Source organism: Thermococcus sp., from assembly GCF_027052235.1.
Taxonomy (GTDB): Archaea; Methanobacteriota_B; Thermococci; order Thermococcales; family Thermococcaceae; genus Thermococcus.
Window position 1 is genome coordinate 1 of record NZ_JALUFF010000036.1, and the last position, 13,881, is coordinate 13,881.

General features: G+C 50.7%; 18 protein-coding genes. 3 read left to right on the forward strand and 15 right to left on the reverse strand.

Features of this window, described 5'->3' with window-relative positions:
• From MVC73_RS04035 to MVC73_RS04080, 10 genes are all read right to left on the reverse strand, one after another.
• Window positions 1-247, reverse strand: a 247-nt coding sequence (locus MVC73_RS04035; protein ID WP_297507201.1) for a hypothetical protein, incomplete at its 3' end; no start/stop codon positions are given.
• A complete protein-coding gene (locus MVC73_RS04040) occupies window positions 247-1,542 on the reverse strand; it encodes an AAA family ATPase (RefSeq protein WP_297507204.1) in 1,296 nt (431 codons plus the stop codon). The genes MVC73_RS04035 and MVC73_RS04040, both read right to left, overlap by 1 nt.
• A 48-nt stretch (window positions 1,543-1,590) precedes the next feature.
• Entirely contained in the window at window positions 1,591-1,947 is a 357-nt protein-coding gene (gene pth2, locus MVC73_RS04045) for a peptidyl-tRNA hydrolase Pth2 (RefSeq protein ID WP_297507207.1), read from the reverse strand.
• 46 nt (window positions 1,948-1,993) lie between these two features.
• On the reverse strand, window positions 1,994-4,018 hold the full coding sequence (locus tag MVC73_RS04050; RefSeq protein WP_297507210.1) for a BatD family protein: 2,025 nt from the start codon (window positions 4,016-4,018) through the stop codon (window positions 1,994-1,996).
• A 66-nt stretch (window positions 4,019-4,084) separates the two neighbouring features.
• Window positions 4,085-5,401, reverse strand: coding sequence for an aspartate--tRNA(Asn) ligase (aspS, locus tag MVC73_RS04055; RefSeq protein ID WP_297507213.1), 1,317 nt, complete (start codon window positions 5,399-5,401; stop codon window positions 4,085-4,087).
• 54 nt (window positions 5,402-5,455) lie between these two features.
• Window positions 5,456-5,968: a KH domain-containing protein gene (locus MVC73_RS04060; RefSeq protein WP_297507215.1), complete on the reverse strand. Its 513-nt coding sequence runs from the start codon at window positions 5,966-5,968 to the stop codon at window positions 5,456-5,458.
• An 83-nt stretch (window positions 5,969-6,051) separates the two neighbouring features.
• Window positions 6,052-6,672, reverse strand: a complete 621-nt coding sequence (locus MVC73_RS04065) for an HD domain-containing protein (RefSeq protein WP_297507218.1) — start codon at window positions 6,670-6,672, stop codon at window positions 6,052-6,054.
• Between the two features lie 32 nt (window positions 6,673-6,704).
• Complete coding sequence (locus MVC73_RS04070; RefSeq protein ID WP_297507240.1) at window positions 6,705-7,355, reverse strand: DUF2226 domain-containing protein; 651 nt, start codon at window positions 7,353-7,355, stop codon at window positions 6,705-6,707.
• Between the two features lie 34 nt (window positions 7,356-7,389).
• Window positions 7,390-7,743: a roadblock/LC7 domain-containing protein gene (locus MVC73_RS04075; protein ID WP_297507221.1), complete on the reverse strand. Its 354-nt coding sequence runs from the start codon at window positions 7,741-7,743 to the stop codon at window positions 7,390-7,392.
• 6 nt (window positions 7,744-7,749) lie between these two features.
• Window positions 7,750-8,232 carry a hypothetical protein gene (locus tag MVC73_RS04080; RefSeq protein ID WP_297507224.1) on the reverse strand — a complete coding sequence of 161 codons (483 nt, stop codon included), beginning with the start codon at window positions 8,230-8,232 and terminating at the stop codon, window positions 7,750-7,752.
• A 168-nt stretch (window positions 8,233-8,400) separates the two neighbouring features.
• Here MVC73_RS04080 and MVC73_RS04085 point away from each other — a divergent pair, with 168 nt between their 5' ends.
• Both MVC73_RS04085 and MVC73_RS04090 read left to right on the forward strand, forming a co-directional pair.
• Window positions 8,401-9,243: a hypothetical protein gene (locus MVC73_RS04085; RefSeq protein ID WP_297507226.1), complete on the forward strand. Its 843-nt coding sequence runs from the start codon at window positions 8,401-8,403 to the stop codon at window positions 9,241-9,243.
• On the forward strand, window positions 9,176-9,541 hold the full coding sequence (locus MVC73_RS04090) for a hypothetical protein (RefSeq protein ID WP_297507228.1): 366 nt from the start codon (window positions 9,176-9,178) through the stop codon (window positions 9,539-9,541). The genes MVC73_RS04085 and MVC73_RS04090 overlap by 68 nt, the downstream gene beginning before the upstream one ends.
• On the opposite strand, the gene MVC73_RS04095 is transcribed toward MVC73_RS04090, so the two are convergent.
• Genes MVC73_RS04095 through hxlAB form a run of 5 tightly spaced genes read right to left on the reverse strand, consistent with a single transcriptional unit; the run spans window position 9,530 to window position 13,148 of the window.
• Window positions 9,530-10,360, reverse strand: a complete 831-nt coding sequence (locus MVC73_RS04095; protein WP_297507230.1) for a glutamate cyclase domain-containing protein — start codon at window positions 10,358-10,360, stop codon at window positions 9,530-9,532. The two genes, MVC73_RS04090 and MVC73_RS04095, sit on opposite strands and share 12 nt — an antisense overlap.
• Complete coding sequence (locus MVC73_RS04100; RefSeq protein WP_297507233.1) at window positions 10,357-10,536, reverse strand: hypothetical protein; 180 nt, start codon at window positions 10,534-10,536, stop codon at window positions 10,357-10,359. Before MVC73_RS04100 ends, MVC73_RS04095 begins: the two co-directional genes overlap by 4 nt.
• On the reverse strand, window positions 10,533-11,177 hold the full coding sequence (locus tag MVC73_RS04105; protein ID WP_297507243.1) for a TIGR02253 family HAD-type hydrolase: 645 nt from the start codon (window positions 11,175-11,177) through the stop codon (window positions 10,533-10,535). Before MVC73_RS04105 ends, MVC73_RS04100 begins: the two co-directional genes overlap by 4 nt.
• 1 nt (window position 11,178) lies before the next feature.
• Complete coding sequence (locus tag MVC73_RS04110) at window positions 11,179-11,922, reverse strand: hypothetical protein (protein ID WP_297507246.1); 744 nt, start codon at window positions 11,920-11,922, stop codon at window positions 11,179-11,181.
• A gap of 5 nt (window positions 11,923-11,927) precedes the next feature.
• Complete coding sequence (hxlAB, locus tag MVC73_RS04115; RefSeq protein ID WP_297507236.1) at window positions 11,928-13,148, reverse strand: bifunctional 3-hexulose-6-phosphate synthase/6-phospho-3-hexuloisomerase; 1,221 nt, start codon at window positions 13,146-13,148, stop codon at window positions 11,928-11,930.
• Between the two features lie 138 nt (window positions 13,149-13,286).
• On the opposite strand from hxlAB, the gene MVC73_RS04120 reads away from it, so the two are divergent.
• On the forward strand, window positions 13,287-13,881 hold a 595-nt coding region (locus tag MVC73_RS04120), incomplete at its 3' end, for an arginase family protein (protein ID WP_297507249.1).

The window sequence follows — 13,881 nt, forward strand, 5'->3', positions numbered from 1 at the left end:
TCGATGGGCCATCCCCATCGTATACAAGGAGTATAAAATCCGGCTTGGAAAGCTCAGATGCACGGAGGATTTTCCCCAGCTTCGGGTTGCAGAGATAGGGAGCATGAATAGGATTTCTCCTTCCTGAAAGCTTTTTCAACCTGATATCTGCCAGTCCCTCGTTTCTCAGCCTGTTCAGGAGCCTCTTAAAAAACTCTCCTCCGTATGTGTCTTCGGTTATTATAACAATTTCTCGATTCATGGCCATCACTGTTCATCACTATCGAGCAGCGAGCCGTAGAGCCAGCCCTCACTCAGCGTGATGCCCTTTTCATTAAGGAATCTCTTGATTTTCTCGGGATCTTTAATCCTCACAAACCTGCTTTCTCCCCCAACTTTATCCACCAATATCAGGTCGGAAGGTTCTGTCATGTCAACAACTACCGGGGAGTGAGTTGTTATTATAACCTGGCTCTCACTCTCGCGGAGAACATCCAAAATTAACTCCAGGGTCTCCGGGTGGAGAGAGTTCTCAATCTCGTCTATCATCAGGAGGGGAGGCTTGAGATAAGTTGCAGTGAGGATTGCAAGGGTCTTATAGAAGCCGTCTGAGATGCTTGGAGGGGCAAGCTCAAGGTTTCCCTCAAAGACCTTCATCATGACCCGACCATCCTCAGTCAGCTGGAAGAAAACCCTGGTGTCAGGGAAAGCTATGGAAAGGGGTTTCGCTATCTCTTCGGGCAGTCTTCCCTCGCGGAGCCAGATGTTGTAGAGAAGGGGGATAAGGTTGGAGGCGTCCTCAGAGAGTGTTGTTTCTTTGCGGGGGAATTTTGGAGTTTTTACCTCCCTCAGGTTTGCACCCTTTAGTACAAGGCAATCCACAAAGTTAAGAAATTCCCTGAGAAACACTAAAACAAGGGGATGCTTGTTTAAGGAAGGAGAGACTATGTACCCCTCTTTTTCATTGTGTCTAAATCTGGTACCGCTGATGGGCATTATTCCAAATATCATGCTTGCAACCATTTGAAGAAATGATTCTTCGGGATTTTCTGGAATTAGAAGTTGGAACAAAGATTTATCCTTCGGTGCTTCAAGTTCCATTTTTGGCATAACTCCCGAGTGAACCTCTTTCAGCAACACAGAAGGAGTCTCAGTTATAATCCTGTAAAAGCTGGGGGAATACTCGGTTATCAGCTGAGAACCAGTCTTAGTAAGTGTTAGATACTCCTTAACCTCCAGAACCTCCCTCAGGATCCTGAAGCTCCCTCCCGTCCCCGTAAAGGTCGTCTCAAAATAGACATCGTACCCGTCAACATCGAAGAGCATTCCGACGGTTATGGGAAGCTCCTCCTTCCCGCTCCATACCACGTTGTTGTAGCCCCACCACTCGAGGAAGGGATTGGTATCGTTCTCAACGTATATCTTCCTTAAAAGTTTGAAGACCTCAATGAGGTTGGTTTTACCGGAGGCGTTTGGACCAACGAGAACGTTGAACTTACCAAGCTCGACCTCACAGTTTCTAAGGCTCTTGAAGTTCTTGACTACGAGCCTCTTCAGCCTCACACTCCCACCGAAAACGAAAAACGGCAAACCGATTAAAAAGGCTTCCCCTCACACCAGCTTTAAATGGCCCGTAACCTTGTCAACTATCTCCTCCGGGCCGGGCCCTATGGCCAGAACCGTAATGGTTCCCGGAGGAATCTCCGTCAGTCCTGCGTCCCTTATCAGTGCCGTCGGGAGGCCGAGCTTTTCGGCCTTCTCCTTGAGCTGAAGAAGCTCCTCAAGGTTTTCCGCCTTAACGACGACCTTTTTCTGTCCCTCGTTGAACCAGGCCCTGAACCACTCCGGCTTTTCCCTCTGGGCCTTTATCGCAGCCGTAACGGCACCGTGTGCAACCTGAACGGCGAACTTGCCCTTGCTGAGCTTTAGATCCTTCCTAGCCACTATGACCTGTTTGAACCTGAACATCATTCACACCGTAAAGAGAAGAGGAAGGAAATTTAAAAAGCTGACCTCAGAGTTCGGTCTCCTCTTCCTCCTTCTTCGGAAGCCCGCCGGGTCTCCTCTGCTTCTTCCTGAGCACCTTCTCTCTAAGCTTCTCAAGCTGGCTGTAGTAGTTGTAGGTCAGCCCGGCGAGGACTATCGTCGTCAGGATGAAGAGGACCGCCGTTGGCTTCCACGGGTTGCTCTTAGGCGGAAGGTAGTGGGATGCTATCTCCTCCACCTGCTGGGCGAGGGGCGTTGGGTTGTCCATTCCAGAGAGGGTCTTGTTGAGGTACGCAGGTAGCTCACTCGGCTTGGGCCAGACCTTTACCTTCTTCACAACGACCTCAGGCGGGATGCTGTTGATGCTGACGAGGTTTCCGGTGGAGAGCTTGTGCTCGTTCCCGAGCGGGTCCTGATAGACCAGCGTTGCCCTCACGTTGAGGAGGGCTTCCCTGGTGACCTTCAGGTCAACGGTAACGCTCTTGCTCTCGCCGGCCTTTATGTCGCCGACTTTGAGGAGACTCGGTCCGCTGAGCCCCTTGGGGAGTTCAAGGTAGAGGGTGGCGTTTTTAACGAACTCGTAGTTCGGATCGCCTTTCGAGGCGGTAACGGTCACCTTGAGCTTTACCGTGCCGTTGACCTTTGCCGTTACGTAGTTGCTCCACGTCCCGTTGTAGGCGCTCCCGGTGACGCTCATCTCGGGGGTGTTGTAAACGACTATTCCTCCCAGGGGTGCTGAGTAGATGGTCTTCATCTTGCCGGTCTCAAGGCTCTGGTCATCGTAGTATGTGACGATGACCTTTCCGACTGTGAACTTCCCGACCTTCGTCGGTCTGAGGACGTAGACCAGCATCGGGAGCTTCGTGAAGGCCGGGAGGTTCTTTATCTGCCAGCTCTTGGTCATGCTTATAAGCTCGAAGCCGTTCGGTATTGGCGCCGCAACGTTGAGCTGGTAGGCGTTCCCCCTTCCGAGGTTCTCAACGCCGATGGAGAGGACTATGTCCTGACCTAGGAGAACCTGCCTGGGGACAGCGGTTATGTTGGCAACCACCTTCGCCGGCCTGAGGATTGGCGTAACCTCCGACTCTATCGGGCCATAGATTCTTATTATGGCCCTCTTATAGTCTGGGTCGGTCTTCTGGACTGCCAGCATAAAGGGCGTCCCGTCGGCGGTCTTTGGTATGTCCCCTACGCTGAGGGTGTAGGTTCCCACCGACTCGTTGCCCTTGTAGACTTTCATCTTGACAACATCAGGAATGACGGAGAGTAGTTCAAAGTAGTAGGTTGTCTTGTTGTATGTTACGGGAAGTCTTTCACCAACGTAGATGATGTCGCTGTAGATGAGGGTTGTGCTCACAGTTGGGGCGGGATTTCCCTTACTCTTCTTCCACCTTACAACCTTGAAGTTAACAGAGGCAACCTTGGGGAGATACACGTTTATTTTCGCCTCGTTTTTACTGCAGTTGACGACTTCTATGGCCAAATAGTTTGAATAGACGTGTTTTGGGTCGAGCCTGTAGGAAACGACCCTCGTGGCGTCCTTGCTGATTGTCAGGGTGTACTGCTCCTTATAGGGGGTTGTAACTTTGAAGACCGCCTGAGAGTTGGATGAGGCCTCAAGCTCTATCAACATCTGAGGAAATCCTTCCGGTAGCTGAAGCTGAGAACCAACCACCATGGTCTTATTGGAGTACACCGGTGCGAGCGGTGACTCTATGGAGAGCAGAACCGACTGGGTATCCTTGTAAATCCACAGTACTTTAACCGCTATCATGATTTTTCCCGGCGAGCTTGAGGGGTAATACATCGTCTCCCCTGCTTTAAGGGGATTTGAGTACGAACCGCTCGGGCCCTTGATGGTTATCACCACCGAGTCCCACTGTATGCTGGCGTCGGCGAAGGTTATGTTGTACGGGCCGAGTATGGCGCTGTCCTTTAATCCCAGCGTGACGGATATGGTGGCGTATTTGATTGTGGTGGCACTTGTTCCCTGGATTGCCACTGATTGAAGCACAAGAAAAGCCATGAGGAGCAGGGCGGTTTGCTTTTTCATAACCATTACCTCCATACCATTGAGCAACTAGTCTAAAAGAAAAGACGGGGGGAAGGTATAAAGGCGTTACGGTGTCAGCCTTTTTCTGTCCCTTGGGAACAGTATGACCTCGCGGATGTTGGCTAGGTTGAGCATCTGTTTTATCAGCCTTTCAGCCCCAAGACCAAAGCCACCGTGCGGGGGCATGCCGTAGCGGAAGGCCTTGAGATAGAACTCGAAGTTAGCTGGATTCAGTCCCTTCTCCCTTATCTGCTCTACAAGGATGTCGTGCCTGTGCTCCCTCTGGCCACCGGAGGTTATCTCAACACCGCGGTATTCGAGGTCGAAGGCCCTGCAGATCTCGGGTTTATCATCGTACTTCATTATGTAGAAGGGCTTCGCCTCGCTCGGGTACTGGTAGATGAAGTAGAGAGGAGCCCCTTCGCTCTCAAGCATGTACCTCCCGAGGAGTTTCTCGCCCTCGGTGTCTATGTCCTCGCCCCACTCTATAGTTTTGCCGAGATCTGCCAGAATCTCAAGGGCTTTGGTGTAGGTAACGCGTGGGAAGGGCAGTTTGGGCTCTTCAAGCTCGAAGTTAAGGATTTTCAGTTCCCTCTCGTTGTGCTCGCGGACGTAATCGATTGTGTAAGCCACAAGCCTCTCAAGGAGGTTCATTACCTCCTCCTCGTTCTCGATGAAGGCCATCTCGGCGTCGATGCTCCAGGCCTCGTTTAAATGACGCGTGGTGTTGTGTTCCTCCGCCCTGAAAATCGGCGCTATCTCGTAGACCCTATCCAGACCGCTCGCCATCATTATCTGCTTATACAACTGGGGGCTTTGAGCTAAAAAGGCGTCCTTCTCGAAGTACTTCATCGGGAAGAGCTCGGTTCCGCCCTCGGTGGCAGTTGCTATGATCTTAGGCGTATGTATCTCTATGAATCCCTCGCCGTGGAAGAAATCCCTGATCGCCTTAAAGACGTTCGAGCGAATTTTGAATATCGCCATTACCTCGGGCCTTCTTAGGTCCATGAAGCGGTTGTCCAGGCGAGTGTCGAGTTCCGCCTTAACTTTTCCCGTTGGGTCGAGCGGGAGCGGAGTTTCCGCCCTGTTGAGGATTTCAAGCCTCTTGGGGATTATTTCAAAACCGAGTTTGGCCTTGGGCGTGAAGTTGACGACCCCCTCAACCATCACAACGTCCTCGCTCCTCAGCCTAGGGATGAGCTTGAATACCTCAGGAGCTACCTTCTTCTTGGGCGCGGTTACCTGAACTATGCCTTCCCTGTCCCTGATCCAGAGGAACTTTATTCCGCCGAGGTCTTTGATTTCCCAGACCCATCCGGCAACTTTAACCTTCTTCCCGTTCAGCTCCTCGGTTATCTGGCTTGAGTAGTGGGTCCTCAGCATTCCAACACCTCCAGAAGAGGTAGTGACAAGCTTTTAAAGGTGTATGGTAGAAAATCAGACGAAGGCCAGCTTGACTTCCTTGCCAACTATCTGGCCGAGAACACTCTCCAGTATCTCCGGCTTCTCCGGGAGCTTCTTTCTGTCCCTGCCGAACACCAGAACCTTGTAGTAGGTCTGTCCGCCCGGTTTATAGACAACGTTGACGCCGAAGACCCCAGCCGGGTAGAGAAGATCCGAGGAGAGCTTCTTTATCTCCTCGGGGCTCTCGGCCTTTATTCCCTCTATAACCCTCACGCGCTTCCCAAGTTCCTTCACGAGGGTCTTTATGTTCTTCCCGCCCTTTCCGATGGTTATCGGGACGTCGCCCTCGCCAACGACGATGACTATAAGGTCGCCGGCCTCGACGGCTTTCTTAAACTCAATATCGACGTCCCCAAGAAGCTTGTAAAGCAAGCGGGCGACCTTGACGTCGAGTTCAGTTATTATGCCCTCCTGGAGCTTTTTCTCGTCCGCGGGACAGAGAATACCGTCGGTCTTCAGGCAAACCTCACAGATCGGCGCCTTCACTTTCTCACCTCCCAGAATGACCTTGAAGGGGCTAACCTAAATTCAGGAAGGCATTTAAAAACGTTATTATGGGAAAAAGCGGGCTAAATTTCACCCTCAATCTCGCGCCTTATCCTCTCGATGAACTCGACGGTAAAGCGGTGCCTCCCCTCGGCGATCCTTCTGGCAGTTTCTGTGTACATGAGGTCCTTAAGCTTCAGTATCTTCTCCTCAAAGTGCCGGAGTGAAGAATCTATATCCCTCCCGTGCTCCCCCGAGTACATAAAGACCCTCGCGATTCCTATGGCTCCAATCGCGTCGAGCTTGTCCGCATCGCTCAGTATCTTGGCCTCAAGGGTTTCTGGCTCGGGTCCCTTTGAAAAGCGGTGGCTCTCGATGGCGTGGGCCACTGCCCTTACCTTCTCCTTCGGATAGCCAAGACTCCTCAGGAAGTGAACCGCTATCCTGGCTCCCTCAAGGGCGTGATCCTCAACCTTACCCGACTCTTCAAGGGGTCTGGCTATGTCGTGGAGGAGCGAAGCTAGGGCCAGAACTTCGAGGTCGGCGCCCTCTTCCCTCCCTATGTGGAGGCAGAGGTTGAAGACGCGCTCGACGTGGGAGAACCCGTGCGTCCCCTCCCTCTCGAAAAAGCTCTTCGCGAACTCCCTCGTCTTCTCTATGAGCGCCCTGCTCCTCTCGTCGGGTATGAACTCTTCCAGTTTCATTGGATCACCAAAACTAAGGAGTTGGGGGAGAATTAAAAGCTTTCCTCGAACCGTCGTTTTTCCTTTAGGAGTTCAACTCCTTCAAGAAGAAGTTTACCATCTCTTACTGTGTCCTCGGGAGAGAACTCAGTAGAATTCTGAATACTGTACTTTCCCTCCTTTAAGAGGTGACCCATCTCAAAGAGTATTTCCCTTACGGCATCATCACCCTTAAGGGTGGAGCCCTGTATGGCCCTCGCGGCTTTCACAACACCTTTATACACCTCAAGAACCCATACCTTAGAACCGTCCTGAATCTCTATCTCTCCACGATGGTTCTTGAGGAGAGCCAGAAAAGACTCAAGATCCCTTCCCTCTCTCTGGGGTATCTTCACATGGGCACGTGGATAAGTTTTGAGAATCTCATCAACATTCGCCTCGTAAAGTTCAACGGCTCTCACAAGGTTGTGCTTAATGGCGTTGACTATTTCGAGAAATGCTACATCCCCCTCTATGGAAGTTTTCTTGAAAACATCCTCAACTATGGAACCGACTACGCGGCCCTTCTTAGTCAGGACGTAGCTAATTTTTATACTGGAATCACTTCTCCAAGCTATCTTGAGATAGCCCTCTCTGATCTTTCCAGTGAGTTCAAGTGGATCATTGAAGTCGGTGATTACTTCGACATACTTCCCTGGAAGCATTTCAATCACCTCTTAAAAAGTTAAAAGAGCTGCATCAGATCATTGATGCAACCTTTTGAGCGTTCTTCTTGAGGTATATCCTGACGAGGCCAAGGTTAACCTTCGGATCCGTAAGCACCGTTAGGACGGCGTTTTCACCGGCCTCGACAGTGATGATCTTTCCCTTGGGTGCCTCAAGAGTAACCATGTCGATTGCCTCGTCGTGAAACACCTCTTTTGAGACGTTGAGGGAGGTACCATAGATAGTAGCGACCATCGCGGCCACGTTCTCAACGTCAATAGTCCTGTCGTTTGCCTGTCCCTCTATTAGGAGACCATCCTTGCTGACGACTGCGACACCCTTAACACCATCAACCCTAAGAAGTTCGGCGATAACGTTCTCAAACATAGTCCATCACCCCAAAATCAGCATATCAACCTCAACATGCTTTTCGTGTACGCGGATTTCCTTTATCAGGACGTTCTTGCCCGAGAACTTTTTAATGGCAACCGCAATAGCGTTGGCAATCGGGTAAAGAACTGGCTTCATTCCCTTATTTTCAAGTAGTTGAAGGGCGTACAGGTCCATTGGATTGTCGAGCTTCAACGTTACCTTGTTGCCCTCGACGTCTATCTCTCCCTTCTCAGCGAAGCCGAACGTGTTTATCATAACCTCAGTAAAGCGATTGAGTAGCTCCTGCGGATCGTTGCTCCCTTCAAAATTTAGCCCATATTCTTCCATCATAGCATGAAGGAGTTCCTCCCCTATCGAGTTTCCAAGCCCCCTGGCTCCTGCTCCTAGTACCTTGTATATTCCATACAATATCAGGTTATTAACCTTCGTAGCCATTTCCTCAGACCTCTCGTTCATCCTTTCCACGACCTTCGCCTCCGTCATGGGTCATCCAACCCCAATCCTCTTTGAATTCCAAAAACTACATCGGGGGGTGGGACTTCCACATCCTACTTAGAAAAAATACAGGATTTAAAATTTGCTGTAAAATATTCGAATATTATTTCGCAATGAGGGGACAGATTTATAAGCTAAAAAAATAGTAAAATCGTGGTGAAACTAAAGGAGAGGGATATAGATAAGATATTAAAACTCAAAAGCATGGGGTTTAGTATTAAGAATATTGCAGAAATTTTCGGAGTATCCCCCAGGCGAATCCAGCAGATAATTAAGAATCCAAGATTAGAAAAACCGGGAAGAAAAGCTATTGAAGTACCTCTAGAACTTGAAAAAAGAATTGTTCAGTTAAGAGAATATGGATACACAATAGATGAAATACATCAAAGCTTAACTTCATCAGGGCATAAGATTTCAAGGTACATGGTATGGAAGATCCTGAAGGAGCATAGGATCAAAAAATTCAAAAAAATAGTTGAGGGGTTTAAGGGTGTGTGCAGTGGGGTATCCTCGATATTTTTTATCGGAGCTTCTCCACCGGTATCATGTGAAGATGGGAATATATTAAGATTTTTAATAGTATGCAATGTAAGGGAGTGCAAGATTGTATACTGTAACACTTTCGGAAGACTAACTCTAACAGACGTGATCGACGTGTTCGATTCAACTGTTCTAAAGAACCAGAAACCTGATCTTGTCGTTCTGTTTCCCACTTCTCCACTCGTTCCAACCAGAGACTCAGGAAACAAACTTGTGAACCACCTAAAGAACCTTAGAATATCATACATCTGGTTCCCCAAACAACTGAAAGACAGTTGTGGGGAAGAGATAAAGTTGCTCAAAAACCTTTTTAAGAAAAAATGCAATTGCTCGTATCTACTAATTAGGGAGGTACAAAATAGGTGCAAGGAACTCTTGGAGGTAGACAAAAATGATGGTACTAAATCGGATAAAGAGATTTCTAAAAACCAAAACAACTGCCGAAATAAAAAGCTTTGAGGATGAATTAACTCGCAGATACGGCCTTAAATGGTATTTGTATGCCACATCCGAAGGTTTGCCAATAATAGGGAACCTTGAGGGCTATGAGGAACTATCCGCGAAAGTCCCTGAGCTTTTTAAAGTTCTTTCTGAGCTGGAGCAATCAGGTAGATACATCATATCTGGAGAAACTGCAACTTATCTCCTTGTCAGGATTGTTCCAGATGTAATTTTACTAGCCCAGACTTCAAGGAAACTTACTCCTGTGGAAATTTATGAACTGAGAGAAAGAACTAAAAAGGAGTTAGAGCTCTAATTTTAATTTATCTTTTACTCTTTGTTCTACTATTGCTTTAAGAAATTTCATAATCATAGAGTGAACTTCCATATCGATGCCGTCAACGCTCACATCAGCCCTTTTCGTGACGCCGTCTATTATCCCGGCCTCAGCCAGGGCCTTTACGATTCCGACCTCATCAAAGTCCCCGAGCAGGTTCTCGCCTGTGAGCATGGAAGCTTCCGCGACCAGCCCGTAGGCGCCCCAGTTGGAGACCGCCGAGGTTATGAGCTCATCCGTCTCCACCACGCTGGCTATCTTCTCCCCCTGGGGAATATACCTGACAACGAGCTCCCTGACCTTTCCCATCCCGGCTTCGTTGCCCCCATCGCCTATTCCTATCGTAGGAATGCCGCGCCTCCTTGCCTCCAAAACGACTCCGTCGAGGGCTTCCCTCTTTATCTCCAGCCCGCTCATCGAGTAGTGCATTCCGTCGGAGCTCTTTCCGGGCGTTTCAATAGCTATGACGAGGGAATACTCGGAAATCCTCGGCCTCTCGACGAAGGAGTCCCAGAATTCTGTGAGCGCCCCTCTAATCTCAGGGTAGGTCAGTATATCGGCCCTCCCGCCGAGCTTCTCAACCGCGAGGGCGACCGCCAGTGCTCCCGGCGGACCATCGGTCTCTGGAATATCCGCCGGGGGTATGGGGAAGCCCGTTACTATGAGCACCCTCTTAAAATTATTCAAAAGCATAGTTGCAGAATTATGTAAAAAATTAAAGTTCTCCCGCCTGTAGTCAAGGTAGAGTCTTAAGATTCCCCTGCCACCGACGTCCGTGTTTATCAGGTGGGCTATCATTCCTCCACCTCGTAGGCGACTATCCTGACCCTCTTGCCCTTGACCGCTTCCTTCAGCTTCCACCAGAGCTCGGTTGGCCCCTCCTCCCTGTGGACGAGCCTGTCGTTATCCCTCAGCTCGACCGTCTTCTCCTTGTATTTGTAAAACAGGCCCTCGGCCTCGAAAACCTTCTTCATTCCAATCCCCCCAGTATTTTTCTGAGCTCGTGAAGGGTTCTTATTTCATAGTCCGCAAAGTGATGGCCTCTCTCGCCCGAGCGGTTGACCCAGACGGAGGTCATGCCAACGTTCTTGGCACCGTAAACGTCCTGAGTCAGCGAGTCCCCGACGAAAACGGCCTCTTCCGGCCGGGTGTTCAGGGCCTCAAGGGCCACGAGGAAAATCTTCGGGTCGGGTTTTATCGTCTTAACATCCTCCCTCGTCACGACAACGTCGAAATACTCCTTCAGGCCGGTAAGTTCGAGCTTGAGCCTCTGGTATGCCGGTCCGCTCGTGACGACGCCCAGCTTACAGCCCTCGGAGCGCAACCACTCAAGGGTGGGGCGAGTGTCGGGGTAAACCTGGAGCTTGTGGGGATACTTCCTGAGCAAATCCTCGTAGCGGAGGTTCACATCAAACAGCCTGAAGAAGAAGTTCCAGTCGTGCCAGTCGTAGGTGTCTCTCCTCACCACAATCTCAGACAGAAACCTGTTTCTGGCCTCCTCCTTGGTTACGCCCAGTTTCTTTGCAAGCTCGTGGTAGACCCATGGGAGGAAGAGTTGTATCAGAGGCATCTCGCTCATCAGCGTCCCGTCTATGTCAAAGAGGACGGCCTTTATTCTACCACCCCTTGACGAGCAGGGCAAGTATCTCGACCCCCCTGACGTTTTCGTCGGTGATGATACCCCATATTATGTCCTTCTTGGAGAGCAACTCCTGAAAGCGCGCAAGTATGTCGTGCGCCCCCCTCAAGGGAAAGTCTTTGCCGACGAGGATTCCTATGAGGCCCCTCTCCCATACCCCCCACTGCCAGCTGAAGTCGACCCTGTCGAGTAGCCTCAGTATTCCGACGTTGTTCCCGCGTATCATGTTGAAGAGGTCAGCGTAGTCTATGTTGACGAGCATCTGGTTTTCGAGGTAGTAGTAAAGTCTGGAGAACATCGAGGCGATGTTCACCGAGGCCCTCTCAAAGGCCTCCCCCAGAGGGACATCCTCCCTGAGAAAGTCCCAGAGGGAGTCGTAGAAGACGGTCTCGAAGTCGGAAGCCCACTCTGGCCTCTCGTTTATGAGTTCTCTCCTCGGCGTGAGAACGTAGGCGAGCCTCACTGCGTCTTCCGGAGCGCTTTCCGTGATAAGCTCCCTAAGCCTGTGATTGGTCGGTTTGTCCTCGAAGATTAGCCAGAGGAACGTGTCCTCTGGAAGGTGGGAGAAGAAGTCCTTTATTCTCTTCTCGTACTCACCCGGCCTGAAGAGGTAGTAGGCCGGGTTGAGGCTGACCTTGACGAGGCCATCCCCTCTTATTCCCTCGACAATCTTTGTCCCCGCGTTCCCTATCCCAACAAAAAGGTGAGTAAAAGACCGCATAGCTATCATTCGAGGGTCGCGTGCTTCTTCTTCATATCCTTTTCGGTCTTCTGGAAGGTCGCCATGAGGAGGGCTATTACGCCGTCGAGGAAGACCATCGTGGAGTCCTCGAAGAGGGTTCCCATCGGGGCTATCCACTTGTACTTGGTGAGCATCTGCCTCGCTATGTAGTCAGTGGGGATGTTGGCTTTCGTCCTGCCCGGTATCTCGACGACGACATCGGCAAGCTTTCCGAGGGTCGAGTTCGCGTAGGAGGTGATTGCAACCACCTTCCCGCCCTGCTTCTTGGCTATCTTTGCCGCATCAACTATGCTCGTCGTTTCACCTGAACCGCTGATCGCTATGAGGAGGTCGCCCTTCTCGAAGGCCGGCGTTATGGTCTCTCCAACGACGTAGACGTTGAAGTCGAGGTGCATGAGGCGCATCGCGAAGGCCTTGCCGACGAGACCGCTCCTTCCAGCACCGTAGATGAATATCTTGTTCGCCCCTATCATTGCATCAACGAAGCCCCTCACCTGCTCCAGCTTTAAGCTGTCGGCGACGTTGCCGATGTGCTCCACGATATCCTTCATGGCCTTTCTAATCGTCTGCATGTACTCCCCCCAGAAGAGGTCTATTATCCTCCTCGTGACTTCTTCAGGGTCTTTTGCCTTCGTTATCGCCCCGCCGACGATTATTATCGTCGCGCCGAGCTCTATGACCTTCGGTATCGTCTCAAGGTTAAGCCCACCTGCAACAGCTACCGGAACGTTAACGGCCTTCACGACCTTTTCAAGGTCTTCGAGAGGGTTCTTGCCCTGAGCCTGCTCGTCTATGCCCGTGTGGACAAGTATGTAGTGAACCCCCATCTTCTCAAGCTCTTTGGCCCTTTTCACTTTGTCCTTAACGCCTATTAGGTCAACCATGACCCTTATTCCATACCTCTTCGCGACTTCGACCGCGTCCTTTATGGTTTTGTCATCGGCAACCCCGAGGATTGAGACAACGTCTGCTCCGTGTCTAGCCGCCATCTCGACCTCCAGAGCACCGGTATCCATCGTCTTGAGGTCAGCTACAATCTTCCTATCCGGGAAGCGTCTCTTCATAAGCTCAACTGCGCGCATTCCCTCCTTCTTTATTAGGGGAGTCCCAACCTCAAGCCAGTGGGCGCCACCGCGCGCTGCCTTTTCGGCTATAGAAATGGCCTGCTCAATGTCTGTAAGGTCAAGCGCAACCTGGAGTATCATGAGCCTGCCCCCGAAGAGTTTTCGTTTTATGCTTCCGGGGCGAGTTTTTAAAGTTTGGCTTTCGGTTTTGACATGCGGAAGTCAATAGAGTCGGTCAAAGTTTAAAAGAGTGTTCCCGAAGCCAGTTGGGTGACTGTGATGGTAACCTTCATTCCCTTCGGCGAGAGACCCAACAGGGAAGGCGTCCTCTACGCCCTCCAGTATCTGAAACGCAACAAGCTACTCGACGACTACGTTATAATTGAGGCGAGCAGTAGTAAGGTGGATCTCCTGTCTGAAACCATCCCTGCTGATAAAGCCTACGTTGTCGGGGAGCATCTAGCAACCTACGGGATAGTCGAGAAGCTACGCCCGAGGGCTCTAATAAGCCTCGATGCTCACACCGACCTCATGCACGACTACCTCGACCACGGCTCCTGGCTGGCCTATGCCCTTGAGAAAAGGCTCGTTGAGAGGGCCGTCGTGATGGCCCCGGTTCTTATGATACCGACCACCGAGAGGACGCAACTATGGACGAGGCGCGTCAAGGTCTTTCCAGCACTGCTACGGAGCAGAAAGGTTAGGGGGAAGTGGAGGGCTTACAAGAACTTCCAGACGAACTCCGTAGAGGAGATAATCGCTGAAGCAAAGAAGTATCTCGGCGAGGAGGTTTACCTAACCGTTGATATGGATGTTCTGAGACCCGAATACAAGATAGCCCGATTCCAGCACGGTGAACTAACCCTTGAACAGC

Excerpts from the sequence above, each read along its gene's own strand:
- pth2 (WP_297507207.1), bottom strand. The coding sequence starts at position 1,947 with ATGTTCAGGTTCAAACAGGTCATAGTGGCTAGGAAGGATCTAAAGCTC.
- MVC73_RS04050 (WP_297507210.1), bottom strand. The coding sequence starts at position 4,018 with ATGAAAAAGCAAACCGCCCTGCTCCTCATGGCTTTTCTTGTGCTTCAA.
- aspS (WP_297507213.1), bottom strand. The coding sequence starts at position 5,401 with ATGCTGAGGACCCACTACTCAAGCCAGATAACCGAGGAGCTGAACGGG.
- MVC73_RS04065 (WP_297507218.1), bottom strand. The coding sequence starts at position 6,672 with ATGAAACTGGAAGAGTTCATACCCGACGAGAGGAGCAGGGCGCTCATA.
- MVC73_RS04070 (WP_297507240.1), bottom strand. The coding sequence starts at position 7,355 with ATGCTTCCAGGGAAGTATGTCGAAGTAATCACCGACTTCAATGATCCA.
- MVC73_RS04075 (WP_297507221.1), bottom strand. The coding sequence starts at position 7,743 with ATGTTTGAGAACGTTATCGCCGAACTTCTTAGGGTTGATGGTGTTAAG.
- MVC73_RS04080 (WP_297507224.1), bottom strand. The coding sequence starts at position 8,232 with ATGACGGAGGCGAAGGTCGTGGAAAGGATGAACGAGAGGTCTGAGGAA.
- MVC73_RS04090 (WP_297507228.1), top strand. The coding sequence starts at position 9,176 with ATGATGGTACTAAATCGGATAAAGAGATTTCTAAAAACCAAAACAACT.
- MVC73_RS04095 (WP_297507230.1), bottom strand. The coding sequence starts at position 10,360 with ATGATAGCCCACCTGATAAACACGGACGTCGGTGGCAGGGGAATCTTA.
- MVC73_RS04100 (WP_297507233.1), bottom strand. The coding sequence starts at position 10,536 with ATGAAGAAGGTTTTCGAGGCCGAGGGCCTGTTTTACAAATACAAGGAG.
- MVC73_RS04110 (WP_297507246.1), bottom strand. The coding sequence starts at position 11,922 with ATGCGGTCTTTTACTCACCTTTTTGTTGGGATAGGGAACGCGGGGACA.
- hxlAB (WP_297507236.1), bottom strand. The coding sequence starts at position 13,148 with ATGATACTCCAGGTTGCGCTTGACCTTACAGACATTGAGCAGGCCATT.